Below are 26,338 nucleotides of genomic sequence, written 5' to 3'. Positions count from 1 at the left end.
TACGGTGTGATTTTGAATTTACAACAAATTAAGGCACATTAGCCTACTGCGACATCCCTATTACAAACGAATGTCGACGACAAAAAGAATATTGCCTCAACAGGGCTACACATTACGTAGGACACAGAAATAAATGAATTTTTCTTTGACCGAAGAGCAACAGCTCATTCAGGATACAGCAAGACAGTTTGCTGAAAACGAACTGGCACCTAACGCAGCCGAACTTGATAAAACCGGCAACCGTGAGATTTTGTTACGCAACCTTAAGCAGTTAGCCGAGCTGGGTTTTATGGGACTCAACGCAGACGCTGATTATGGCGGTAGCGAAGTTGGCCCCGTCGCTTTTTCATTAGCGATAAGAGAATTAGCCAAAGGCTGCGCATCAACAGCCGTCACCACTTCAGTGACCAATATGGTTGCAGAGGTGATTCAAGCGGTTGGTAACGAGAGTCAAAAACAACATTACCTGCCAAAAATTTGTTCAGGTGAATATCCAGCAGCCGGCTTTTGTTTAACTGAAGCAGGTGCAGGTAGTGACCCAGCCGGTATGAAAACTACTGCAGTACGCGATGGCGATGAATATATTTTAAACGGCAGCAAAATGTTTATTACCAGCGCTGAATACGCGGGCGTGTTTGTGGTTTGGGCTGTCACCGACAAAAACGCCAAGAAAGGCAAAGGCATTTCGTGCTTTTTAGTTGAAAATGGCACACCTGGTTTAATCATCTCCCCAGCCGAGCACAAAATGGGACAAAAAGCGTCAGCCACCAATGAGGTGCGGTTTGAAGACTGCCGTATTCCGGCTACGGCTCTAATGGGCAATGAGAACGAAGGGTTTAAAGTAGCAGTCACAGAATTAGCAGGTGGGCGCATTGGGATTGGCTCACTAGCATTAGGTATCGCTGAAGCTGCAATGGATTATGCCCGTCAATACCTAGCTGAACGTGAGCAATTTGGTCAGCCATTAATTAACTTTCAAGGTTTACAATGGAAACTTGCCGAGCGTTACACTGATTTAGAGGCGGCTCGTTTGTTATTGATGCAAGCAGCATCACTTAAAGAACAAGGTTTACCATTTGCTAAACAAGCTTCCATGGCTAAGCTATTTGCTACCGAAAAAGCCAACGAGGCTTGTTACGATGCGATTCAAATGTTAGGTGGTTACGGTTACATCAGTGAATATCCTGTCGAGCGAATGGCGCGTGATGTAAGGATCACTACGATTTATGAAGGTACGAGCGAGGTTCAAAAAATTGTCATTGCTCGCGAATTATTAAAAGAACTATAACAGGGTCATAATCATGGAATTAAATAATAAAGTAGCCGTCGTTACAGGTGGTGCCTCGGGTTTGGGTCGAGCCACGGTTGATGGACTTGTAGCACAAGGTGTTAAAGTTGCTATCTTTGACTTAAATGAAGAAGCAGGCAACTCACTTGTTGCAGAATTAGGCGCTGATAAAACTCTCTTTCAAACGGTTGATGTGACAAATGAAGAAAGCGTTGCTTCAGCAGTAGACCAAGTGATGGCGCAATTTGGAGCCATTCACATTTTGGTTAACTGTGCAGGCATAGCTCCAGCCGCTAAGGTACTCGACCGAGAAGGCAATGCAATGCCGCTGAGTAAATTCAGTACAGCAATCAATATCAACTTAATTGGTAGCTTTAACGTAGCTTCTAAAGTCGCCGAGCAAATGGCAAAAAACGAGCCTATGGGTGAGGCCTTAGAGCGCGGTGTAATAATCAATACTGCTTCTGTTGCCGGATACGAAGGTCAAATGGGCCAATCCGCATATGCAGCAAGTAAGGGCGGTATAATTGCATTAAGCCTGCCGATGGCACGCGACTTAGCTAAGACAGGTATCCGTGTAAATGCGGTTGCTCCAGGTATTATGGGCACACCTATGTTACTTGGCATGCCAGAGAACGTTCAAGAAAGCCTAGTAGCAAACATTCAATTTCCTAAACGTATGGGTTTACCTAAAGAATTTGCTGACCTCGTTGGCCATATCGCTAGTAACGCTTACATCAACGGCGAAACTATTCGTTTGGATGGCGCGATCAGAATGCAACCTCGATAGTTTTTAAGAGTACTTAAGGGCGGAGTGTGTAATAAACATACTCTGCTTTTGTTTACTGAATTTCTTATCTACTTCTGCTCAGCAGTCGAGATTCAATTGCAAATAACCCTGACTTGCAAATAATCAAGGTTTGCAATATAACCATTGCAACGCTTTGACAAAGGAGTGTCGAAACTATGCTTCGCTTTATTCTACTGCTAACTTGTTTGTACGTTTCTTTTAACAAAGTGGCCCATGCCCAAAGTTCTGTTCCAAATCAACAAGACATTATAAATACAGCTCAAGATATTGCTTCTCAGTATCACCAACTAGGCTGGTTTTCAGGCAGTATCTTAATCACCAAAGATAACAATGAAGTGTTTTCTGCAGCCTATGGTTACCAAAACATGAATCAAGCGATTCCCAATAGCATACAAACTCGCTTCAATCTTGGCTCCATCATGAAAGACTTTACCAAAGTGCTTATTTTACAGCAGGTTGAATTAGGCAAACTCTCTCTAGAAGACAAGTTGAGTCAATTTGATTTAGGCTTTCAACAAGACGACGCACAACATATTACGATCCAGCACTTGCTCGACCACAGATCGGGGCTTAGAGATATATTTGTTGCTGAATATCGACAAAACCCGATGGTTTTTGACACTCTAGAGAAAAAGCTAGCGTTATTGATTGATCACCCACTTTTGTTTGTACCCGGCACTGAGCGCAATTACTCAAATTATGGGTATGTTGTTCTTGGTATCATTCTAGAAAAGGTATCAGGTAAACCCTTTGGGCGCCTTTTACAAGAGAATATTTTTGACCGTGCAAAAATGTCTTCTACTACGCTGACCCCAATTCACGACCACCAGCATCAATCTACTCGTTACACCTACCTTTACGATAGCTCATTACAATATGTTGGCGTTAACGAGCATCCAGGTCCCGACGGAGGATTGGAATCAAACGTAACCGACCTTCACAAGTTTTACCGCGCCCTATTTTATTCAAATACCCTACTGACCAATACATTGGCATTGAACCGTCAGTCATTTGCGATGGATGGCCCACACTGGGGTTCATATGGCGGTGGGCGTGGAATAAGTTCAGCGGTCGAAGTGGACTTAACCATGGGTTACCAAGTGGTAGTTTTGGCCAACAGTGACAATCTTATCGCAGAGCGCATTTCTGGTCGTATTTTATCCTTCATCAAAACCGGCAAATACGCACCAGTTAGACAACTTGAAAAAAACTTTGCCTATGACTTTTATCAAAACCAAGGTCGCGTCAAATTCAAAAATCAATTTCAAAAAGCTTACAAAGACAATGGCTATGACCGTTTCATTGGTAGAACGCTGAATGAACTTGGTATGGAGTTGCTCAAAACACAATCATGGGATTCGGCCTTTGATGTGTTTGAGTATTTAGTATCCTTATTTCCGAAAGCACCGCAAGTTTATGACAGCTTAGCCTTTGCTTATTTATCAAAGGGTGATACTGAAAAAGCCAAACGCACTTTTACCAAGTCACTCGCACTAAAAGCAGACTTTAACAGTGACTATGTTAAAAACAACTATGGTCATCGCCCCCTTGATAAACCTGGCACCGAAAATACTTTCGATGTATCTGGTCAATAACATAAAACAAAAAGAACGATAGGTGCTTACTTGAAGCTATTCATAACTACTTTAATAGCCACTACCCTCGTTGGATGCTCAACAGGTAAGCTAGAATATATAAATGCCAGAGGTGAAACTAAATTTGCCTGTGAAACCGAATACAGCTGGCAGCCCAGTGTTGATAAGTACGCTGTTGAATATGTTCTTAGTTACTGTGCCAAACAAGCTGTAAAACAAGGTCACACCGTTGTCGATCAACGTCTTTTAGCATTAGATTTATCTGTACCCGAGGCTCCAAAGGGACAAATCTGGAGCTTTGAATTAGCCAAATCGATGCATAATAAAGATCTAATTACAGATAAGGAATACGGTTATTTAGTCGCTTATATCGACTTGGGTCACAACCTAAATGATCAATGACACCCATATCAAACACAGTAACGACGTTTGCTGGCGTATATATGGCGGGTTTTGACGTAAACTGGCGGTCTACTGTCGTACTGATTTCAGAAAAAATCGTTAAGCAGTTAAGAAAGAAGTCTGGCTAGTCGCTGTGAAACAAAAATATAATCCTTAGTATCACTTGTCTTATTTAAGTCGTAACAATGACGTAATCGTGTCCTACTCAAACAAATGGACTGTGTACGATAATTTAGAAAAGTTAGGCTTTATGGAATCGAACATGTATATCAACCAGGATAAATTACATAAACTCAGAATCGATAAAAATTGGTCGCAAGACCAATTAGCCACAATCGCAGGTCTGAATATTCGTACTATTCAACGGCTAGAGAAAGGAGGTAAAGCCTCTAATGAATCTCTTAGAGCACTGGCAAGTGCTTTCGAAGTACCTAGCTCGTATCTATTAACTGAGGAGAAAGAGGCACTCGACTACCCCGTTAATGTTATTAAACGCAGTGTTATAAATTGTTATGACTTCAGCGGTACAATTGCAAGAGAGCACTTTTTTTGGTTTGCGTTATTCATCATACTGACATTGGCATTGGCTAAGTTAATTAGTTTGACGACTGGCCCGTTGTTATTTCAAATCACATCGCTAGTATTGTTTCTTCCTTGGCTTTCAACGAGTACCAAACGACTACGAGACGCCGGGCTCAGCCCTTGGTGGCAACTGATGATTCTAGTACCTGTTGCGGGAGTTATCTTGCTACTTTATTTACTTACTTTTCCTACACTGAAAACATCAGACTAAGTTCAATATTGCTTTTGTGTCTTGGAAAACCTTAAACTCACACAAAAATATTTATTAAAGGATTAAAAATGAAATTATTTGTCACTCTTCTCTCGGTTATCACTTTAAGTGGATGTGTTGCTGGAGCACCAACCCTTACGGCAGAGCAAAGCCGTAAGCTTTCATCTATCAAAGTCTACAAAATTGGCCAACAACCAGATTATCAACACCAAGAAATTGCAAAAATTAGTGCTGCGGACTGCTCAGGTCAACCAGGTACGCGTTTATACGGTGATGAAAAGAAAGCGCTAGATACGCTTATTATTAAAGCAGCTTCATTAAACGCCATTGCTGTGAAAGAGGTTAGCTGTAATGGTGCCCCACTAATTAATAACTGTTGGGCGGCCATGGTGTGTGAAGGAACAGCAATTAGCAAAGAGTAAACTAGAAGAGTACGCCATAATGGTTGTTACACATAAAAATCCAAGCGTTTGTTGCCCTTTTCATCAACATAAGCGCCTTTGCCTTTCTTTTTAGGTGTTAGGTCAGCTTCGTTTGTAACTGGCTTTTCCGTTTCTTCTTGCTCTTGTTGAAATGCTTGTTGGCCCTTACCGTGCTGGTTTGGGTCATCTTCATCAATACGCTTAACACCCGCATCTTTATGTGTTCTATCAACGTGGTATATGTCTCTTTTGTCTGGCTCGTTTGCTATCGGCCGTTGAATTGCGTTATACAAAATATCTACCATGATCAGCCCTCCTTATGACTATCCTTTATCAATTAGTACAATTATTAACCAGTTATCGACCGTTATGCAAATTGTTTAATATTTTTCACAGATAGTTATAAGTTGAAGGTTGATTTTATTTCGAACAGGGTTTAGGTTAAGCGCATCAATTTTGAAATTAGCAACTTAACTTTAGAAAACAAATGAACACGACATACGTATCAAAATCTTGGAAGCATCATCACGTACCAACGAAATAGTTTTCGGCTAATTTCGCTGGAGGCTATTGTAAGTCCTCCAAGCACGAATTTGTGAACCCCGGAGGTCTTATATAACCTCCGGGGTTTTTTCGTATTAGGGTTTAAAATTTATTTTTAGGAATGAACATGACTGACAAAAACAGACTTCGCATTGCGGTACAAAAGAAAGGCCGCTTAAGCAACGAATCGATTAAGCTATTAAAAGCCATCGGCGTAAAACTCTCTATTCGCGACCGTTTGTTGATTGCTCACTCAACTAACCTACCCATTGATTTGTTACTTGTGCGCGATGATGATATTCCAGGTCTAGTTATGGACGGTATCGCAGATCTAGGTTTTATTGGAGAAAATGAGCTAGAAGAAAAAATGCTTGAGCGCCAAGCAGCAGGAGAGCCAGCCGAATACAAAACGCTTAAACGCTTAGAGTACGGTGGATGTCGTTTATCGATTGCAGTACCTAATGAGTTTAATTACCAAGGTCTAGAGTCTTTACAAAATACAAAGATTGCAACGACCTACCCTTACCTTCTTAAGCGCTTTTTAAACGAAAATAACATCAATGCTCAGCCTGTCATGCTCACAGGTTCAGTAGAGGTTGCTCCGCGTGCAGGCATCGCCGAAGCAATTTGTGACCTTGTTTCGACAGGTGCAACGCTAGAGGCTAACGGCCTTGAAGAAGCGACCGAGATCTTCGTTTCTAAAGCCGTATTAATTCAACAAGCTAAGGAGCTTAGCCAAGAAAAGCAGGAATTGATCAATACCCTAATTCCTCGTATCAATGGTGTCATGCAGGCAAAAGAGTCAAAGTACATAATGCTACACGCACCAATTTCAAAACTCGAAGAAGTTAAACGATTATTGCCTGGAGCTGAAGATCCAACCGTATTACCTCTGTCTGAAAACAGTGAACTAGCCGCAATTCACGTTGTAAGCCCAGAAAACCTATTTTGGGAGACAATGGAACAGCTTAAAGAGTTAGGTTGTAGTTCGATTTTAGTTATGCCTATCGAAAAAATGATGGGCTAATTGCGAGGTTTTTAACGTGATTATTTGGCAACAATTAACCCCAGAGCTACAGCGCGAGGCATTAGCTAGACCGGCAATGACCAACAAAAAAGGTCTTGCCGATACTGTCTCTGCGATCATAGAGCGAGTAAAAACTGAAGGTGATGCCGCACTGCTCTCTTTAACGGAGCAGTTTGATGGCCTCAAGCTAGAACAAGTAGCATTGCCTCAGCAGCAAGCGAAAGCAATTATTGCTACGATTGGTGAAGCGGAAAAAGCAGCCATTGAATTAGCATATGGCCAAATTAAACGTTTTCACGAAGCACAAGTGCAAAGCGACATCACTGTTGAGACAACGCCTGGTGTCGTATGTGAACTCAAAACTAAAGCTATAAGCGACGTTGGTTTGTATATTCCTGGTGGCAGTGCGCCATTGCCATCAACGGTATTGATGTTAGGTGTACCAGCGCAAATTGCCGGGTGTAAACGAGTAGTGCTTTGTACTCCGCCTGATACGACGCCTGGTAACGAAGGTGGTATTACACCAGAGATTCTCTATGCCGCTAAGCTTTGTGGAATTACTGAAATTTATCGAACTGGTGGCGCACAAGCGATTGCCGCCCTAGCCTTTGGCACTGAGTCCATCGCTCCTGTAAATAAAATTTACGGCCCAGGCAACAGCTTTGTGACCGAAGCTAAACAGCAAGTAGCTCAAGATCCAAACGGTGCTGCGATTGATATGCCAGCTGGACCATCAGAAGTTTTGGTTTTGGCTGATAGTAACGCAAATCCGGCTTTTGTTGCCGCAGATTTATTGTCTCAAGCTGAACACGGCCCTGACTCTCAGGTTATTTTGGTGTCTGATTCTGAAGAATTAATCAGTGCAACAAAAACCGCTATTGAAACACAATTAAGTATTCTACCTCGTGCTGACATAGCCAAAAAGGCCCTAGCAAATAGTCGCTTTATTTTGACCGAAACTCTAGAGCAAGCTGTTGAAGTGAGTAATGAATACGCACCTGAACATTTAATCGTGCAGTTTAATAATGCGCGTGATTGGCTAAATTCATTGGATAACGCTGCGTCAATTTTCTTAGGGGCTTACACACCTGAGAGTGCGGGCGATTATGCAAGTGGTACTAACCACGTATTGCCAACCTATGGCTATTCAAAGACGTTGAGTTCGCTAAATTTGGGTGACTTTACGCGCAAGTTTACGGTTCAAGAGTTGACGCCGGCTGGTATTCAAGCCATTGGTCCGGCAATCATGACTTTAGCAGCAGCTGAGCGTTTGGACGCGCACAAAAACGCCGTCGGTTTGCGACTTGATGCTTTGCGAAACAACGATAAATCTAGCTAATAATCCGAACTCGAGAACAAGGAAACGACTTTATTATGTCAAACGTCAATTCTAATCCCCTGGTCGATAAATTGATCCGCGAAGAGCTAAAAGCATTGGCTCCTTACGAGTCTGCTCGTAGGCTGTTCAGTATGTCGAGTTCTGATGACATCGATGGTACTGGCACACTTTGGTTAAACGCCAATGAAAACCCATATAGCCCTGATGTATCTGCGGATCCTAGTTTGTACAACCGCTACCCAGACTTTCAGCCTGAGCCACTTATTAATGCATACGCACAATACGCAAACGTAAAGCCTTCACAAGTGCTAGCAACTCGAGGCGCTGACGAAGGTATTGAGCTTTTAATTAGGACCTTTTGTGCTCCGGGCCAAAATATCGTTATTTGTCCTCCGACTTACGGCATGTACGCTATCTCAGCGGAGACGGCAAACGTTAACGTTTTAAAGGCACCATTAAAGCAAGACATGCAACTTGATGTGGATATGGTATTAAATCAGGCACAAAACGCTCAGATCGTATTTATTTGCTCACCGAACAACCCAACCGGTGATCTGATGAGCAAGACTGATTTAGAAACAGTTTTAGACTCGCTTCAGAACCAAGCCATTGTAGTTGCAGACGAAGCATATATTGAGTTTTGTTACGACGCTAATGTCACGGACTTATTAGCTAAATATAACAACCTCGTTATTTTGCGCACACTGTCAAAAGCATTTGCACTTGCCGGTCTTCGTTGTGGCTTTACCCTTGCTTCAAGCGACATTATTGACGCTTTGAAAAAAGTCATCGCCCCTTACCCTATTCCAGCTCCGGTAGCACAAATGGCTACGCAAGCCCTTTCACAAGACGGCTTAGCGTGGATGAAGGATAAGGTTACCGAGCTTAATCAACGCCGTGATAGTTTTATTGCCAAAGCCTCACAGTGGGCACTGGCAGAAACAGTTTATCCATCTAAAACTAACTTTGTGTTAATTAAGTTGAACGAACAATTAGATGCGACCTCTGTCATGCAAACCTTTGTCGATGCACATATCCTATTGCGCAATCAATCAAAGCAATTAATGTTGAACAATACTATTCGTGTCACCATCGGCAGTGAATCTGAAATGAACGCCGTGACCGAGTTATTTAATCAAATTAATCAAAACCTTACAGCCGGCTCTTAAACGCCACGGAAATACAGAAGAATTATTATGAGCAAACAACAACCCATTTTATTTATTGATCGTGACGGCACCTTGGTAGAAGAGCCCGCAGTAGACAAGCAATTGGATACACTAGAAAAGCTCGTATTTGAACCTATGGTGGTGCCAGTTTTAACTCGCCTTCAAGCCAAAGGTTACAAATTAGTAATGGTGTCAAACCAAGACGGCTTGGGTACTGACTCGTTCCCGCAGGCAGACTTTGATTTGCCTCATGACAAAATGATGGCATTTTTTGAATCACAAGGCGTCAAGTTTGATGACGTGTTGATTTGTCCACACTTCGATCACGAAGACTGTAGCTGTCGCAAACCCAAACTTGGTTTGGTTAAGGACTATCTGCAAGGCGGTAAAATCGACTTTACTGACTCTTATGTGATTGGTGATCGAATTACCGATATTCAGCTTGCGGAAAACATGGGTATCGTTGGTATCCAATACTCACCAGATAAAATGAACTGGCTAGCCATCGAAAAGTTTTTAGCTGAGCAAAAAGACAACCGCCGTCAAGCAGAAGTACGTCGTACAACGTCAGAGACAGACATCAAAGTATTTGTTGATTTGGACAGCACAGAAAAATCAAACATCCAGACAGGCATTGGCTTTTTTGACCACATGTTAGACCAAATTGCCTCACACGGTGGCTTTTATCTCGATTTAACGACCGATGGCGACCTACACATCGATGATCACCACTCTGTAGAAGATACGGCACTAGCGTTAGGACAAGCATTAAAAGAAGCGTTAGGCGACAAGCGCGGCATCGGCCGTTTTGGTTTTGTATTGCCTATGGACGAGTGTAAAGCCGAAGCGACACTCGATATCTCAGGTCGTCCTTACTTAGTATTCAACGCTGAATTTACCGACGCTCGTGTCGGTGAAATGTCTACCCAAATGGTCGAGCACTTCTTCTTCTCACTTGCGCAATCTATGGGGCTAACATTGCACCTAAGCACGTCGAAGGGCAATGCACATCACCAAGTAGAAAGCTTATTTAAAGTGTTTGGGCGAGCGTTGCGTGCGGCCATCAAAGTAGAAGGCGATGTATTACCATCGACAAAAGGAGCCTTGTAACATGACACAGACTACAAAAGTCGTCATTGTAAACACAGGTTGCGCCAATATTTACTCTGTCCAGTGCGCTTTTGAGCGCCTGGGTGTTGAGGTCACTGTGTCTGATGACCCTGCTGTAATCAAAGCGGCAGATAAGGTATTGTTACCGGGTGTTGGTTCTGCGTTTGCCGCTATGGATAGCATCCGCCAAAAAGATCTCGTCGGTGTAATTCAATCACTGACTCAGCCTGTTTTGGGCATTTGCTTAGGCATGCAACTCATGGCAAATACTTCAAACGAAAAGCCAGGTTCGCACTTAGTTGCGTCTAAAACGGACTTAGTAGATTGTTTGGGCCTTATCCCAACTCAAATCGAACGCATGGAAGTTGGCGAATTAGTTTTACCTCACATGGGTTGGAACCAAGTAACGTTAGATAACCCTCACCCATTATTTAAAAACATCGAAGAAGGTGCACATTTCTATTTTGTTCATAGCTTCTGTGCTCCTCTATCAGAGTACACACTAGCCAAATGTGAATACGGAATGGGTTTTTCAGCTGCAATTTACCACAACAATTTTTACGGGGTGCAGTTCCACCCAGAGCGCAGTGGTAAAGCCGGTGCACAGTTGTTAAAGAATTTTGTCGAATTATAGGAAATACCATGATCATTCCAGCAATTGATTTAATTGAAGGTTCGGTGGTTCGCCTTTATCAAGGTGATTACGGACAAAAAACCGAGTACAAAATCGACCCTGTCGAACTTGTCAAAGAATACGCTGAAGCCGGTGCCAAATGGTTACACATCGTTGATTTAACAGGTGCAAAAGACACATCAAAACGCCAACTTAGCCTTATCAGTAAGATGGTTGAACTGGGCGTTATGGAGTTTCAAGCAGGCGGTGGTATACGTACCGAACAAGACATTATCGATTTATTCGAAATTGGTGTAAGTCGTGTTGTCGTTGGCTCATTGGCCGTTTCTAACCCTGAGCTCGTTATGTCTTGGGTAGAAAAATACGGTGCCGAAAAAATCGTCCTTGCCCTTGACGTAAATATTAACGATCAGGGCCAAAAGTTCATTGCGACTCACGGTTGGCAAGAAGACTCTGGCGTTACCTTGGAGTCTATTGTTGCCAAGTTCCAAACGGTTGGCCTTAAGCACGTATTATGTACTGACATCAGTAAAGACGGTACGTTACAGGGACCAAACCAAGCGCTTTACAAATCACTGGCAGCTGAATATCCAGAGATCAGTTGGCAAGCATCAGGTGGTATCAGTAGCTTAGCTGATATCGAAGAGCTAAAGCCTAATTTATTGGGCTCAGGTGATGCCAACGAAACACCTAGTGGTGTGATCTTGGGTCGCTCATTACTCGAAGGAAAATTTGAGTTAAAAGACGCGATTGCACTTTACGCTTAAAACGCTTTAACGCACTTATTGTACAAAGCCATCGACGAATACAAACCGTTGGTGGCTTTTTAGTATCTGGAATAAAGCCTTGTAACGACCTATATTTAAGAGTAGGTTAAATGTTATACAAATTAGGTGTGCTGGCATCTCTGGAGGCGTTATGACTGTTTTTAAATCTGTAATTCTAGGATGTTGCCTTTCTGTTTTTCTCGCTGGCTGTGCTTCAAATGTGCAAACAAATGCACGAGGCGAAGTGCTTCCCCCTCTTCCAGAATGGGAAGTAGATGGCCTTTCTACTCGAACAATTTCTCCTAATCGAATTTATAAACTCACCCCAAAACAAGAAAGAGAATTTCTGACCTATTTTAAAGATCCAGCCAAACAGCACATAGATGATCATCAACGTCTTGCTAACTTTTTAACTGAGTACATGGAGAGCTTTAGTTATTCAGGAACGACAAAAACGGCGTCTGAGGCAATGGCAAGTAAAACGGGAGACTGTGTTTCTTTGGCTATTTTAACCTCGGCCCTGGCACGCCTCGCGGGTGTTCGTTACCTCCATAGAAAAGTGATCAGAGCGCCTATTTATACACGTAGCAATGACATCATTATAACCGCGCAACACATAAGGACGGTGCTATTTAAATCAAAAGAAAACCTATCAGACAATGCCATAGAGCCGTGGACCAAGTATATCTACATAGATTATTACCGCGCAGATACAGATATTCCTGCTGAGCCTATTACATGGGCGCATTTTGATTCGTTGTTTTACAGTAATCTTAGCGCAACTTACCTAACGGAAAATAAGCTGATTGAAGCCTATGCGTACTCTCGTAAAGCCTTAGAATTAGCCCCAGACAACCCAGAAAACATCAACCAACATGCGGTTATATTGAAGCGCTTGGGTTACGCCCAAAAAGCCTTAGCCTTATATGAATATGGTTTTAACTACTTTCCCGACTCCATTAACCTTCTTTCTAACTACAAAGTGCTGCTTGAGCGACAAGGAAATGAAGCAATGCTCGCTAAAGTTGACGCTAAGCTGCTCAACATTAAGGACAGCAACCCATATCAATGGCTTCAATTAGGTTATGACGCTTACGATCGAGAGGAATATTCACGTGCACTTCAGTTGTTCAAGCGAGCAGAAGACAAAGCGCGATATTTAGATGATGTATATTTAGCGTTAGCTAAGGCGAGTTATTCTTTGGGCAAACGCAACGACGCGAAGTTATATTTAGAAAAAGCGCTCGCTGCGCCAGTAAAGGCTAACAGCGAGCAACTTCTTGCCGGTAAACTAGCTAGTCTATAGGATGTTAGTTATTCAGAGCGAGTTCACGTTCTGTTTTAATACCTAGCTTTTTCATGACGATGGCCGCTGGGCAAAATCCAGTAAAGCTCTGCTGAAACAAATTTGCTCCAACAAACACCGTAAACCACATAAAGTTAGGGTGCACAAAATAAGTTAATGCTACTGATAGCAGAACCATAAACCCCGCAAATGCAGCAACTGCGCGTTCTAATGACATAATAATTACCTCTTGTTATAAATTCATTGTTTAAAAATAAAATCGGGCTGAGACAAATGCATTTGATGCATCTTCAAATTGTCCAAAAAATGAATCTGGTTGGTCACCCCAAAAATGATTTAAGCCACCACTGACTTGCCACGTGTCTGTGATCTTGTAGTTGACACGGACCCGAGCATATCCGTCTTTATCTGACGGAGAATAAAAATTAAAAAACTGGACGTTGAGCTTATTTTGGATAGCGGTTACTCGCACTTGTGCTGTAACTGTGCTGCGGTGCTGTTGATTAGACTCACCTACTTCACGGTCCAAAATATACTCATAAAGCCACTGTAAAGAACCAGTAACGTTTGGCATTAACTCTTGTTCGTATCCGACTAACACCTTCCATTGATCATTACTGACCAATGGGTTTTGTCCGTCGCTATCTGACGTATTGTAGTGACCCACTTCGGCGTTAAATAAGCCAACTGCCGCAGGCATTCGGACACTCGCTCCAATCACATTAAGTGGCGCAAAATAAGGAGCAAAGCCAATGAGCTGGCCTTCTTGCCCTTGTATTACTTGTGCACTCAGTGGCGACTTTTCAAAACCCGAATACCCATAAAATGCGTATTCTGTTTGGTCCTGATTTATTTTAATCCGAATCGCGCTTTCAGGTGATGACGGTTCAAACTGGCCAACATCCATCGCTCCCGGTTGATAGTTGTAATAAGAAAACACGCTACCATCTATGTAAGTATCCGCGGTAAAACTAGGGGAATAGACCAGGTCGACACTAAATTTGTCGAAGTAGCCTGACGCTTTTACCCCTAATTGAGGTGCCTTTAAGTATTCATCGTCACGACCTGCAAAAAAGCTTTGCCAATCTTTAGCAAATAAATCGTTAACAAATACATAGTCGCCAGTACCCCATGTTAAGACTTGTTGGCCCACTTTGAGGTCCCAGTTATCACTGACCTTGCCTTGCCAATTCAACTCTCTTATTTGGCCTCGCCACTGACTTTTTACGCCATCATAAAAACCGTGAGCTCGAATGTTTACGGTCGACGAGTCGAGCAACCACTGGTTTTTAACTTGGAGTCTCGCTTCGTTTAGCGTCTGTTTTTCGTTGATTAGCGGGTCAGTCTGTAGGCGCTGACCGTAACTTAATTCGGCAAAACCAGTGAAACTTTGCCAAAAACTTTTAGGCTCGTCCCACTCGTCTCCCCAACTATCGCCCATGGATTCATCCCATACGCTTTCGGAATCTTTTTTGTCTTTGTTATTGGACTGGCTGCTCTTTGTCTGGCTATCAGCGGCGTAGCTTGGCATCACCGTCAATGGTGACAACAAAGTAATCAACCCTGCTAACCACACTGGACTTGCCACCATACGATTTAATTTCATTGTTAAACCTCTGAGCTTTTACTTTCTTAACCACTCTAATGGCGGCGTACGCAAGCTTCGTTCGGTGAATAGGTCGTCCGGAAGGCCTAAGTTATATTCAATGCCACGAAATTCCATTAAGGTGTAACCACCACCGACTAAATCCGTTACTTTAGATTTTGTTACCGTCGGAAAACCTTGAATCGTTTCTACTTCTAGACTCTCAACACGACGAGTTTCGTTGTCTTTGGCATCAAAAAATCGAATTTCCATTGGCAAAAACGTTTTTTTATCTATAGAGACTCGATAGCGGCTAAACTCAACGCTTGATGGGTCTTTGGGCTTTGCACTTAAGATATATGCACTGTCCGTTTGCTCCAACAATTCAAAGGTATCTTCAGAGGTTGCACGGCCCGAAACATCTTCATAAAAGAAATGTGACCCGACAAAAGATGTTCGCTTGTCACCGGCACTTATGCGTTTAACCAAGTCCAACCCAGGCAAATACAACCAACGGTCGTCTTCTTGACCTTGGCCGTTGTGTTTTTCTACACGAAATACCATGCCACTAACGTCAGTTGGGCGAGAAAAGAACACCAACATCTTTTGATCGCCGCCATCTTTCACGTCCTTCTTTAAGATTGTAAATTGACGCATCTGCTTGCGATCTTGACTGTCAACAATCAACATTCGAGCTTGGCTTTTGCCGTCGTTACCTGCGTAATACGCAGCAAGCTCCGCTTTTTTAATGATACTTTGCGCTGTTTCTGCCTCGTTTGCGATGACCTGACTCGACATGCCTAACATCGCTGTCATAAACAAAGCAGAAGTCAGTTTGGTGGCAACTTTTAAACCTTTAAATACATCTAACATGGTAATTCTCCTGTTTGTAATTAGTTCGCGCTGTTGGAATTATTGGCATTGGCTGTTTTACCAAAAACCAAGCCCTTTAAAATCGTCATAAGCGCCGGAAGCATGATTAAAGTAACCATTGCCGAGACCACCATGATGCTCGCTAAGAACACGCCCACAGTGACATAAGGGACAAGAGGAGCAAATAACAATGGAGTAAAGCCAAGAGCAACAACTAAGGCATTTTTGGTAATCGCATTCGCTGGCTCTTCAAACATAATAGACATAGTTTGCTGAATTGACTGGGTTTTGGTGAAGGTTGCCCTTGCCCTCTCCAAAAAGTGAATTGCAAAATCAACCGACAAACCTAAGGTTAACGCCGACAATACCGCAATTGGCATGTCATAGTCTTTGCCAATCCAACCAATCAAACCATAAATAAAGCTGATGGTGAGTGACAGGGGTAACATTGCTAACACCCCAAATACAACCGAGCGGAACAACAAAACCATCATAATAAACACAATTACAAATGCGCTTAACAAACTGTCTAACATCCCTGCGACCATTTGCTCTTGCCAAATCACGTTGATATACGCTTTACCCGCCCAATTCACTTCAATACCTTGAGGCAGTGGGTTGTCGGCCACAAACTGTTCGACCAACTCGATAACCGCTGTCATGTGTTGATTATCACCACTGGTTAATTGGGTCCAAATTAGCGCCTTTTTATAATCTGGCGTCACAAAGTGCCACAGATCATTCGGTCGGTGTGATGACTGGTATTGAATCAACGTCTGAGCGACGCCATTGGCGGTAGTTGGCAACTCATAGTCTTTTGCTTCGCCTGACTTCAACTCTCGATTAACAACCTTTACGACATCGGTCAGAGCGTTAGTTTTACCTACTAAGCCACTTTGTGCCATGTGGTTTTGCAATGACTCCATATAACCAAGTACTTCAGGTTGAACAAAACGCTTTTCAGCTTTTGCCACCGCTTCTAACTTGGCTAAGGTATTCTCGAGCCATTTAATCGCGTCTTCGTCTTCAACCACAAACAGCTGATCTTCAATCGCAAATGTAAGCTCAGAAAGACTTGGTACAGCCTCGCCTTCACTACCACTTACCTTGTCAAATCGAGAAGCTTGTTTTGCAGCCCATTCTTTAAGTGATGCTGGAATAGAAGAGCCCATATTGTCGCCGGTAAACAGCATTTTTAAATCTGGTCTCGTTGTCGTGTCCGTCATCACTAAATACGCGTTATAAGTACCTGCAAACTCATTATTTAACGCCTTATCGGCAATACGAATTGGGTGACTTTCTTTAAACCAACGTACCGGATTGTCGTTAATTTCGATTTTACCGATACCAACTAATGACCATGCAAATACACCAACAAACAAAATGATATGTAATACCTGACGTTTGTTTGCTATACGGCCTATAACGCTGACCAACTTGTTCAGTCCAGACTTAGACTCCAATTGCGCTTGATGCGTTTTTTGTAGTGCAATAAGTGTCTCATCACTCAAGCGTGATAAATAAGCAGGTACGAATAAAATCGTCGTTATAAAGGCTAAAATAATGCCAAAACCAATAAAGGCACCAAAGATCTGCACCGGTGGAATAGGAGTCAACAACAGTGACAAAAAGCCTATTGTCGATGTTACTGAGGTAAATAACATCGGAGTAAATAGCTCTGAAACAACATCTTTTGCTACTTCGCGTTTATCCTGACCTTCTTTAAAGCGATCCGCAAATTCTGACATTATGTGTACTGAGTCAACTACTGCGATTGGCATTAAGAAAATCGCGATCATCGAGGACATAATATGAACAGTAAAGCCCATACCAATTAACAAGCCCATCGTCACCACAACGGTAAACATAGCAACAACCATAGCCGCAGTGATGTAGCTCCATGAACGGAACATCAAAAACAACAAGATAAAAATAGCAAGGCCCGCTAGTGGCGCAGAAATGCCCATTTGGACAAACATTTCATAACCAAATTGGTCTTCTGCAACCGGTAAACCAGTAATATGCCACTGCGCTTTACTGTCTAAGGTATTAATTTTGTCCTGAATTAACTGCGATATCGCATAACTCTGGTTTTTATCAACGATAGGCACATAAATAGCTACAGCGTTGCCGTTTTCGGCCGCTAAAGTTTCGTTCAGTAGAGGTAAGTTTTTAACGTGTTTAAGGACTTCTTGTGCCTGTGATTCTTGCTCTGGTGCTTGTTTCATTAACCAGTTAAAACGAATCGCCTTATCGCCACTTTCAAGTGTTTGTTGGGTAATGTTATCCACTTCCGACAACGACATGACTTCGTGTCCAATGACCCCATCAATCGTTAAGATATAATCTGTAACAGACTTGATATTGGTTAACTCATTAGGTGTAAAAAGGCCAGTTGGTTGAGTCTGGCTGTCGGCTACCGCGCCAACCACTATCGCGTCATACAAGCCAAACTCTTGTTTGGTTTGATTGTGGAATACCCTTTGTGGGTTATACGCAGGTAACATGTTTTCTGGGTCGGTATCTATTTCGATACGAGGAAATTGCAGCATAGCGACCACCGCAATAACCGCCATAACCCAATATATAATGTGCGCTTTTTCTAAACTCAATGCGACACAGCGTTTAATGCTCGAATCAATCACAACTCTTCTACCTTTACTTTTGGTATTTGATCATATTGCGCACTATACATTAGAAAATACTAATATTATATATATTAGGTATAACTTATATAACTAAAACCCCTAGTCTATATAACAAAACAGACAATAAAAAAGGCCAGCATAGCTGACCTTTCTATATTTAACTTTATTAACCTGTTGATTACTTTATGTAACCACGAGGCTTGTTTTCTTTAGACGTATAGCGGTCACGTAGTTTATCTTGACGTGACTCTGTTGAAACTTCTTCGCCATCAATCCAAATATTTTCGACCTTTGAACTGATCTCAAACGGGTCACCACTCCACAACACTAGGTTTGCGGGTTGACCTTCCGCTACAACACCACCTTCAATACCAAACGTTTCGGCAACGTTTTTGGTAACTGAAGCAAGGGCAGTTTCACGTGACAAACCATTGGCAATGGCAATGCCTACATCAGTACGAAGGTTGTAAATTAAATGCGTATCCGTATGAGTCAATAGCAACTTAACACCGGCTTGTTCTAACTCTGCCGCATTGGTCAATGCGTTTTCTAATGAATCAAAACTCTCTGGTAAATTGTCTATCGCTTGCATGATCACAGGTACACCGGCTGCCGCAACTTCCTCTTTGACACGTACCGCATCTGCCGCACTTGAAAGAACTAGGTTCAAACCAAACTCTTCTTTCATTTTAAGCAGGTGTAAAATATCGGTTGCACGTTGAGCATAAGCAACAAGTGGCTTTGACCCGTTTAACAAGTCAGTAAGGATTTGTTCTTCTGCACTTGGCTCTTTTTTGTCGTCTTTATCATCTTTTTTGCTGGCTTTTTCTAATGCCGCTTGATGATCTTTCAACTTAGACTCTAGACTCGCCAGTGCTGAAGCACGAGAACCGCTGCGCTCAGAACCAAAGTAAGCTAAGGTAGCAACTTTTGTGTCAACTACGCTGTCATATTCACCCGACAAGTCTGCAACAAAGATCTGACCCGCCCAAATGCCTTCAGCACCACGAGGCGCAACCACACTATGGGTGATACCACCTTTGCGAGAAAACGGGATCAAGCTGCTATCTGGGTTAAACGCTAAAGATGGATCAAACGTAATACCGCCCTTTTTAGCACTCATATCACGAGATGCAGAAACCGCACCGACTTCAACCAAGCCTAGTTGGCTGCCCGTCGAAATAAAGCCCGCTGTTAAGATTCGGCCTTGACCGTCAACCGTTGAGTCAACATTTAGTTCGGCAGGGTTGATTGAAACAATTTTACCGTCTTCGATAACCACATTAGCATTACTGATTACACCTTGCTCTGTGCCTGTGTAAACTGTTGTATTAGTGATAGCAACTGAGTCAGCTAAAGTCGCGAAACTTGTGGTTAATGCTGCTGCAAGCAGAGATAGTTTTAACATTTTCATTATTCGCTCCTTATTTCTGACCTAGCAAAAAGTCACTTTTCGCTTTGTACGTATCATCGTTAGCATCATAGACTTTGGCACCATCAACATATACCTGTTCAGCTTTTGCATAAGAGCTGAATGGGCTTTGATTCCAAATGACAAAGTCAGCAGCTTTGCCTTTTTCTAATGAACCTGTTTTGTCTTGAATACCTAGCGATTTAGCGGCGTTATATGTGATCCAAGTAATTGCTTGCTCTTCTGTTATATCAAAGCCGTTTTCGTTGGCACGATACATCACTTTTGCGGCTTCTTGGTTTAGACGCTGAATCGTTGTGCCCGAATCAGAGTGAACAACAGCACAAGAGTTTTTGAAAGAATCAACGACAGCGACATTTTCTAGGATCATGTCATAGGCTTCCATTTTGAAACCCCACCAATCCGGCCACATTGCTGCACAGTTACCATTTTCAGCTAACAAGTCACCAATTTTGTAAGCTTCAATAGCGTGGTGGAACGTACCTGAGTGGTAGTTAAACTCTTTACCAAGGTCAATCATCATTGCCATTTCTTCTGCTTTATAGCAGTGGTTATGGATCAAGATGTCACCGTCAAGGACGCCTTTTAACGTATCTAATGTCAAATCACGAGCTGGTGCTTCAGGGTTTTTACCTGCCGCATAGTCGCGCTCGTATTTATCCCATGCACGCTTGTATTCAGTTGCTTCAGCAAAGGCTTGGCGATAACCAGCCATGTTACCCATACGAGTTGAAGGAGCGATGCTCTTGCTGCCATATACGCGTTTAGGGTTTTCACCACAGGCCATTTTTAAGCCGTAAGGCGCATCAGGAAACTTCATGCCTTGCATCGTGTGTGATGATACGTTTTTAAGTGTTACACCACGACCACCGATAAGGTTCGCCGAACCAGGAAGAAGTTGTAATGTAGTGATACCACCCGCACGTGCAGTTTCAAAACCCGGGTCTTGAGGCCATACCGAATGCTCCGACCAAACTTCTGCAGTCACCGGCGCAGTCATTTCATTACCATCACTGTGAGATTCAACGCTTGGTGATGGATAAACACCTAAATGAGAGTGAACATCGATAAGACCCGGTGTTACCCATTTGCCAGCGCCGTCGATTACCGTCGCACTGCCGTGTTCAATGTTTTCGCCCACCGCAGATACTTTGCCATTTACAACAAGCACGTCGGCGTTATCTAAACGTTCACCCGTACCCGTCAAAACTGTCGCACCTTTCACCAGAACCGTTAATTGTTCCATTGGTTGATAAGTACTTGGGTATGGATTTGGATTAATTTCTACTTTTGGATCTTGTGCTTCTAGACCGGTGCAACCGGCTAAAACGGCAGAAGCGATCAAGGTCGCACTGAATGCGATCTTACGCATAACGATGTCCCCTTTATTATTGTTTTATCAATCGATTTTTCTAGGTATAGCATAATTGAAAATTTGTGGGTTGTAGACAACTAAATTTCGTTAAACCGCAGGTTTTTCACTAGTTTCATCGAGAAAAGACAAAATAAAAAAGGTGTTAAACCGATAAAGGAAGATCAAATTAATAAAGACGATAAATCAAAGCAAGTTAGACAACTGATAAATGTTCTTTTGAATGAGATTTTAAGTTGGGATTTGTCATTTAATTGAAGAGTCAAAGTGGCGGAACGGACGAGACTCGAACTCGCGACCCCCGGCGTGACAGGCCGGTATTCTAACCAACTGAACTACCGCTCCGCTTTGACCTAAGCATTTATGCTAGACACATAAACTTTTAGAAATGTAAGACTAAAGATTGGCGGAACGGACGAGACTCGAACTCGCGACCCCCGGCGTGACAGGCCGGTATTCTAACCAACTGAACTACCGCTCCAGCCTTTAGTCTTAAGTTAAGTGGCGGAACGGACGAGACTCGAACTCGCGACCCCCGGCGTGACAGGCCGGTATTCTAACCAACTGAACTACCGCTCCAGCTTAACTTATATTGTTTGGGTTACTGACTCAAAGCGATTGGCGGAACGGACGAGACTCGAACTCGCGACCCCCGGCGTGACAGGCCGGTATTCTAACCAACTGAACTACCGCTCCAATTGATTCGCTTTGTTGTCTGTTTCCCTAAACAACGGCGCGAATATTAAAGTTTGATTTCACAACCGTCAACCACTTTTTTTAAAAAAGATGTTCTTTTGCCTAGTTTCTAATCATCTGGCAAAGAAAGGTCTAAAATATCATCAGAACCTTCCGATTTTGACGCTTTTTTGTCCGCTTTTTCTTTATTTTCAGGTGCTTCTGATTCTTCAGTTTTAACTTTTTTCTTCAACTTTAAGTTTTTAAATGGATTTGGAATAGGTTTATTAAGTATTACCACCCAAATAATAAGTAAACCGGCCAATAACAAAATAATATTAAGGGTAATTATCAATGCAATATTAACGGATTCAGGCTCAGGTTCTTTCTCTGGTGCAATCGTCTCTACAGGCGATGAGGTTGAATCCCCTACTTCGGTGGTATCGATTGAGTCCGTATCAGCTTGTTCTGGTACCACGATTTCTGGTGGCTCAGTAATAAACGTAAACGCCGGCGACGACAGCATAAACTCCCTACCGGTTTTATCCTTACCAAACACTTCAGCTTTAATCTCAAATAAACCAAACTCGTTTTGGAAGACGTTTAGCTCGCGAGTTTGACCTTGGTTAAAGTGAAACGTCTCTTGCTCCATGTTAGGGAACGTAATCGTACCTTGAAAAATCAATGAGCCATCATCTAAAAATTCATCGTTCACGCTCACTTTTACCAAGTGATATTTTTCATCTGGTGCAGCAACATCTACATCAAAACTGATCGGGTTGGGTAAAACAGTGATGGGATCGTGAATGATTTCTCGGGTAAATAATTCAGCCTGAGCACGAAACGTTGGGGTCCAATTGCCCACTTCGCAATTAAAATCATACTGAACCGTAAATTCACCGTCTCTAGGCCGTTCATCAAGCAAACGGCCATCGTCATAAAATTCACCTAATTGATAAATACTGGCACCAAAGTTTGGTTGCTCGGCCTCATTGGTAGAATATAAGTAGGCTTTTAAGCTCACCACATCTCGGATGGCTGGGTCTTTGATCATCGAACCTGCATTCAAGATCTTCGCTTTGGCTTTAACGCGCTCCGATTGAAAAACAATATTTGGCAGAGTTTCTACTTCTAATTGAACATCAGACAGCACCATGATTTTGCTGTCATCTTGTATTTTACCCAACGCCTGCCATGGCCCTGGCATTGGATTGCGCAACCTTATTAGGTCATAGCTGATATCTGCATGCCACTTAACCTCAGAGGTTTCCATATCGGTGTAATACAACTTTGAACCATCTGGGCGTACAAGTATCGCTGGCGGCGCACCGTGTTTACGGATCAATAGAATGAGGATTTCATCCACTTCGTAATCAATACGAAACCGATTGTTGAGTAATTTTATTTGATTTTTGCCCTCGAAGTTTTTGAGCATTTCGAGTTTGGCTTGGGTTTGCGCTGAAGTCGGGTCAACGACTTTGGGAATGCCAAGACCAGCATGAGAAGAGAAAGAAAGAGAGCTAACCAACGACGCCGCAACTAAGGTGGACGCCACAAACACCTTGGTTTGATGTTTTCTTTTCGTTATCGGATTAGAAAAAACGTATTCTGAAAAGTTAGTTTTTATTGCTGTTATTCTGTCTGAGAAGTACGCCACAGTGGAGATCCACCCTCTTTTTCAATTATATCTAACCGCCCCTCATGGGCTTGGAGTTCGTCATCGCTGGCCATCACAACTTTTAAATTGCGCGGTACGATTTCTGCTCCTTCACTACCTTGACCTTGTGACTTTAACTGATGTGCCAAATCCATCGCCACTTGTCCACCTGTCATGCGCAAGTATACATCGGCTAAAATTTCGGAGTCGAGCAAAGCTCCGTGCAACATACGATGCGAATTATCAATTTCGTAACGACGACACAAGGCGTCCAAGCTGTTCTTTTGGCCTGGGTGTTTATCCCTAGCCATCACTAGTGTATCGACCACGGCACAAAAATCTGCAGTCTGAGTCCAATCTTGCCACAAAATTCCAAACTCATTGTCCATATGGCCGATATCAAACGGCGCGTTATGGATGACAAGCTCTGCGCCTCTAATATAGTCAAAAAACTCGTCAGCTATATCTTTGAACAAAGGTTTGTCGCGCAAAAACTCATTGGTAATACCGTGGACGCCAATTGCCTCGTCTTCAATTTCTCTTAATGGATTTATATAAACGTGGAAATTATTCCCGGTCAGACGGCGGTTGACCATTTCGATACAACCTATTTCGATAATGCGGTGGCCGTCTCGCGGATCGATACCTGTTGTTTCGGTATCCATAATGATTTGTCGTTTTGCCATGAGAAACTGTATTAATTGCTTAAGTTAGTTAGAGTATACTCTGTTATTAAATGCAAAATCACCCATTAGGACAATGAGTTTATGAAATCAGTGCAGCTTTTTACCGACGGTTCTTGCTTAGGTAACCCTGGCCCTGGAGGCTACGGAGCACTTTTAACGTACAACGGCCACAAAAAAGAAATGAGCCAAGGCTACAAAAACACCACCAACAACCGCATGGAGCTGTTAGCGGTTATTAAAGGATTGTCAGCGTTAAGCCAGCCTTGCAAGGTCGATATCACAACCGACAGTAACTATGTAAAAGACGGCATCACTAAGTGGATCAAAAACTGGAAAAAGAACGGCTGGAAAACCGCGTCCAAACAACCCGTCAAAAACGTAGATTTGTGGAAGCAACTCGATACAGCGGTTCAACAACATGACATAAAATGGCATTGGGTAAAAGGCCACAGTGGGCATCCAGAAAACGAGCTAGTTGATGACTTGGCCCGTGCTGCAGCTGAATCAAAAGACTTGTTGGATGACTCAGGTTTTCAATGATAGTTCTGTAAAGTTGTATAAAGATTTGCTCGACAAATCACAGCTTTTGTAAAACAACGTAATTCTACTCCGAGATTAGAAACTAATTTGGCTTTGACCGCTCTACGCAGTGACAATCACTAAATCGGAGTAGACAATGTCTCAAAATACACTTTCCCCTTCTATAACAATAAAAACATTTTCCGTTGGCCTTGCCGCATTGGGATTAATGGCGTGCAGCTCAGACGATGAGTCAGGTACAGGTATGATTAAGTTTTATAATGCCTCACCTAATTCACCTGCAGTATTTATGACAATTGACGATGATCTCAATAGCAGTGACACAGATGATGTCGAAATCACGGTAAGCGGCATTCGCTATGGCTCAGTTACAGGCTCGGTCGAATTAGACAATGGCGAGTACTTTATAGAATTGGCTTGGCAAGACTCTGACTCTTACGACCGCGACGATTTAGTGGTTATTTATGAAGATACCGTTAAGGCTCAAACCGACAGTACGACATTAGTCGTCCTATCTGAAGACATCGAAACGCCTCGTGTATTTATGTATAACATTCCAGTCCTGTCTGAAGAGGAACAAGAGGACGATAATGATAACGACTTATTTAATTTGCGCCTGTTGAATATGGCTTCGGAGTCGGAGATTCCATCGGTTGACGTGTATATTTCTAAATCCAACGAGACATTTAACGAAGCCGAGCTTATAACGACGGTCGATTATTCAGATCTGTCCGCTAACCTAAAACTCAGTCAAGACGATTACACTATTTACTTAACAGAAGCTGGCCAAAACAGCGTCCTGTTTACCTCTGAAGAACTCTCCTATTCCAGTGCGACCCAATATCTTCTTTCAATTAGAAACAACCAAGGTGCCGGAGAGTCTCCTTTTGTATTAGATTGGATGGCCAACTCATCCATCGTTTATCAGTACAACGACAAAAACGCACAATCGCAATTTAAGATATACAACGGTATTGAAACCCATGAGCAACTCCCAAACTATCAGACCAACATTGATGTCTCCCTAACCGGATTAAAAGAAAAGTTTGACCTCACTCAGCTTCCCTATGGTGGCATGTCGACAACCATGACCGCACCAAATGGTGATTACAGTGTGGATATTGTTAGTACCGAACAACAAAGCCAATTACAAACCAACCACCTTTTAACCTTACCAGAAAATATAAAACGCACTTTGTTTTTATACTTAGAAGAAGTTGCAGTCGACGAAGACAATGACGGTAATGTCGATGAAGACGGCGACGGAATTATTGATGAAACCGAAGTTCACATTCGTTCTTTGCAGGTCACTAACAGTCTTAGAGACAGTATTTACGATCACCAAATCACCGCCGTTAATTTAATTGATAACGATGACTTTAATTCTATAACGCTTTATTACGTCCGAAGTGATGAAGTAATAGAAACCGCGGAATACAGTCAATACACCACGTTTGGAAGTGAACGTACCCTAACCCTTTTGAATAACACCTATACCGTGTACGCCGTTGCGCGCGAAGGCAGTAGCGAAGTGATATTAGCCACCGATACCCTGACATTAGACGAAGAGAGTGGCGAGCTAATGGTGGTATTAGATGAGAATGACAACAGTAGTTCAGGCTATGCAATGACCTTTATGCAACAGTAACACAAACAAAAGAACA

The 26,338-nt window shown here is 42.7% G+C and carries 25 protein-coding genes and 4 tRNA genes; 16 read left to right on the top strand and 13 right to left on the bottom strand.

The features are described from left to right. The first annotated feature begins 133 nt into the window (after window positions 1-133). From J1N51_RS00760 to J1N51_RS00735, 7 genes are all read left to right on the top strand, one after another. Window positions 134-1,288, top strand: a complete 1,155-nt coding sequence (locus J1N51_RS00760; RefSeq protein ID WP_208832113.1) for an acyl-CoA dehydrogenase family protein — start codon at window positions 134-136, stop codon at window positions 1,286-1,288. Window positions 1,289-1,301: 13 nt separating this feature from the next. After that, window positions 1,302-2,078, top strand: coding sequence for an SDR family NAD(P)-dependent oxidoreductase (locus tag J1N51_RS00755; protein ID WP_208832112.1), 777 nt, complete (start codon window positions 1,302-1,304; stop codon window positions 2,076-2,078). Window positions 2,079-2,254: 176 nt separating this feature from the next. Next, window positions 2,255-3,694 carry a serine hydrolase gene (locus J1N51_RS00750; protein ID WP_208832111.1) on the top strand — a complete coding sequence of 480 codons (1,440 nt, stop codon included), beginning with the start codon at window positions 2,255-2,257 and terminating at the stop codon, window positions 3,692-3,694. Between the two features lie 30 nt (window positions 3,695-3,724). Beyond that, window positions 3,725-4,096, top strand: coding sequence for a hypothetical protein (locus J1N51_RS00745; protein ID WP_208832110.1), 372 nt, complete (start codon window positions 3,725-3,727; stop codon window positions 4,094-4,096). After that, a complete protein-coding gene (locus tag J1N51_RS14765; RefSeq protein ID WP_269802011.1) occupies window positions 4,093-4,224 on the top strand; it encodes a hypothetical protein in 132 nt (43 codons plus the stop codon). The genes J1N51_RS00745 and J1N51_RS14765 overlap by 4 nt, the downstream gene beginning before the upstream one ends. 134 nt (window positions 4,225-4,358) lie before the next feature. Beyond that, window positions 4,359-4,889, top strand: coding sequence for a DUF805 domain-containing protein (locus J1N51_RS00740; protein WP_208832109.1), 531 nt, complete (start codon window positions 4,359-4,361; stop codon window positions 4,887-4,889). A gap of 68 nt (window positions 4,890-4,957) precedes the next feature. Then, window positions 4,958-5,311, top strand: a complete 354-nt coding sequence (locus J1N51_RS00735) for a hypothetical protein (RefSeq protein WP_208832108.1) — start codon at window positions 4,958-4,960, stop codon at window positions 5,309-5,311. 26 nt (window positions 5,312-5,337) lie between these two features. Here J1N51_RS00735 and J1N51_RS00730 read toward each other — a convergent pair whose 3' ends face one another. Further along, entirely contained in the window at window positions 5,338-5,616 is a 279-nt protein-coding gene (locus J1N51_RS00730) for a hypothetical protein (protein ID WP_208832107.1), read from the bottom strand. A gap of 365 nt (window positions 5,617-5,981) precedes the next feature. Between J1N51_RS00730 and hisG the strand changes: the two genes are divergently transcribed. The 7 genes from hisG (at window position 5,982) to J1N51_RS00695 (ending at window position 13,206) form a co-directional block, all read left to right on the top strand. Beyond that, entirely contained in the window at window positions 5,982-6,881 is a 900-nt protein-coding gene (gene hisG / locus J1N51_RS00725) for an ATP phosphoribosyltransferase (protein WP_208832106.1), read from the top strand. 16 nt (window positions 6,882-6,897) lie between these two features. Then, complete coding sequence (gene hisD / locus J1N51_RS00720; protein WP_408635867.1) at window positions 6,898-8,220, top strand: histidinol dehydrogenase; 1,323 nt, start codon at window positions 6,898-6,900, stop codon at window positions 8,218-8,220. Between the two features lie 35 nt (window positions 8,221-8,255). Beyond that, window positions 8,256-9,389 (top strand): histidinol-phosphate transaminase, encoded by a 1,134-nt coding sequence (hisC, locus tag J1N51_RS00715; protein ID WP_208832105.1) that lies wholly within the window; start codon window positions 8,256-8,258, stop codon window positions 9,387-9,389. A gap of 27 nt (window positions 9,390-9,416) precedes the next feature. After that, window positions 9,417-10,499 carry a bifunctional histidinol-phosphatase/imidazoleglycerol-phosphate dehydratase HisB gene (gene hisB / locus J1N51_RS00710; RefSeq protein ID WP_208832104.1) on the top strand — a complete coding sequence of 361 codons (1,083 nt, stop codon included), beginning with the start codon at window positions 9,417-9,419 and terminating at the stop codon, window positions 10,497-10,499. Window position 10,500: 1 nt separating this feature from the next. Further along, a complete protein-coding gene (gene hisH / locus J1N51_RS00705) occupies window positions 10,501-11,133 on the top strand; it encodes an imidazole glycerol phosphate synthase subunit HisH (protein WP_208832103.1) in 633 nt (210 codons plus the stop codon). Window positions 11,134-11,141: 8 nt separating this feature from the next. Next, a complete protein-coding gene (gene hisA / locus J1N51_RS00700) occupies window positions 11,142-11,900 on the top strand; it encodes a 1-(5-phosphoribosyl)-5-[(5-phosphoribosylamino)methylideneamino]imidazole-4-carboxamide isomerase (protein ID WP_208832102.1) in 759 nt (252 codons plus the stop codon). 151 nt (window positions 11,901-12,051) lie between these two features. Beyond that, on the top strand, window positions 12,052-13,206 hold the full coding sequence (locus J1N51_RS00695) for a hypothetical protein (protein WP_208832101.1): 1,155 nt from the start codon (window positions 12,052-12,054) through the stop codon (window positions 13,204-13,206). A gap of 4 nt (window positions 13,207-13,210) precedes the next feature. Here the strand turns inward: J1N51_RS00695 and J1N51_RS00690 are convergent, their stop codons facing one another. The 12 genes from J1N51_RS00690 to dnaQ form a co-directional block, all read right to left on the bottom strand. Next, a complete protein-coding gene (locus tag J1N51_RS00690; protein WP_208832100.1) occupies window positions 13,211-13,423 on the bottom strand; it encodes a YgaP family membrane protein in 213 nt (70 codons plus the stop codon). Between the two features lie 30 nt (window positions 13,424-13,453). Beyond that, a complete protein-coding gene (locus tag J1N51_RS00685; protein ID WP_208832099.1) occupies window positions 13,454-14,812 on the bottom strand; it encodes a hypothetical protein in 1,359 nt (452 codons plus the stop codon). Between the two features lie 18 nt (window positions 14,813-14,830). Further along, window positions 14,831-15,664: an outer membrane lipoprotein-sorting protein gene (locus J1N51_RS00680; RefSeq protein ID WP_208832098.1), complete on the bottom strand. Its 834-nt coding sequence runs from the start codon at window positions 15,662-15,664 to the stop codon at window positions 14,831-14,833. 20 nt (window positions 15,665-15,684) lie between these two features. After that, on the bottom strand, window positions 15,685-18,309 hold the full coding sequence (locus tag J1N51_RS00675; RefSeq protein ID WP_232842829.1) for an efflux RND transporter permease subunit: 2,625 nt from the start codon (window positions 18,307-18,309) through the stop codon (window positions 15,685-15,687). A gap of 181 nt (window positions 18,310-18,490) precedes the next feature. Further along, entirely contained in the window at window positions 18,491-19,726 is a 1,236-nt protein-coding gene (locus tag J1N51_RS00670) for an amidohydrolase family protein (RefSeq protein ID WP_208832097.1), read from the bottom strand. A gap of 10 nt (window positions 19,727-19,736) precedes the next feature. Beyond that, window positions 19,737-21,116, bottom strand: a complete 1,380-nt coding sequence (locus J1N51_RS00665; RefSeq protein ID WP_208832096.1) for an amidohydrolase — start codon at window positions 21,114-21,116, stop codon at window positions 19,737-19,739. 268 nt (window positions 21,117-21,384) lie between these two features. Then, window positions 21,385-21,461 (bottom strand) — tRNA-Asp (locus J1N51_RS00660). Window positions 21,462-21,520: 59 nt separating this feature from the next. After that, window positions 21,521-21,597: transfer RNA gene (locus J1N51_RS00655), tRNA-Asp, on the bottom strand. 21 nt (window positions 21,598-21,618) lie between these two features. Next, a tRNA-Asp gene (locus J1N51_RS00650) sits at window positions 21,619-21,695 on the bottom strand. 40 nt (window positions 21,696-21,735) lie between these two features. Then, a tRNA-Asp gene (locus J1N51_RS00645) sits at window positions 21,736-21,812 on the bottom strand. 109 nt (window positions 21,813-21,921) lie between these two features. Continuing rightward, entirely contained in the window at window positions 21,922-23,346 is a 1,425-nt protein-coding gene (locus J1N51_RS00640; protein ID WP_208832095.1) for a TIGR03503 family protein, read from the bottom strand. Between the two features lie 77 nt (window positions 23,347-23,423). Continuing rightward, on the bottom strand, window positions 23,424-24,134 hold the full coding sequence (gene dnaQ, locus J1N51_RS00635) for a DNA polymerase III subunit epsilon (RefSeq protein ID WP_208832094.1): 711 nt from the start codon (window positions 24,132-24,134) through the stop codon (window positions 23,424-23,426). A gap of 81 nt (window positions 24,135-24,215) precedes the next feature. Between dnaQ and rnhA the strand changes: the two genes are divergently transcribed. Continuing rightward, window positions 24,216-24,674 carry a ribonuclease HI gene (gene rnhA / locus J1N51_RS00630; RefSeq protein ID WP_208832093.1) on the top strand — a complete coding sequence of 153 codons (459 nt, stop codon included), beginning with the start codon at window positions 24,216-24,218 and terminating at the stop codon, window positions 24,672-24,674. Between the two features lie 136 nt (window positions 24,675-24,810). Further along, window positions 24,811-26,322 carry a DUF4397 domain-containing protein gene (locus tag J1N51_RS00625; RefSeq protein WP_208832092.1) on the top strand — a complete coding sequence of 504 codons (1,512 nt, stop codon included), beginning with the start codon at window positions 24,811-24,813 and terminating at the stop codon, window positions 26,320-26,322. Window positions 26,323-26,338 lie beyond the last annotated feature (16 nt).

The sequence above is a fragment of the Psychrosphaera ytuae genome, from assembly GCF_017638545.1.
Lineage (GTDB): Bacteria > Pseudomonadota > Gammaproteobacteria > Enterobacterales > Alteromonadaceae > Psychrosphaera > Psychrosphaera ytuae.
Note: the sequence above shows the minus strand (reverse complement) of the source record. Positions and strands in the feature narration are given on the sequence as shown.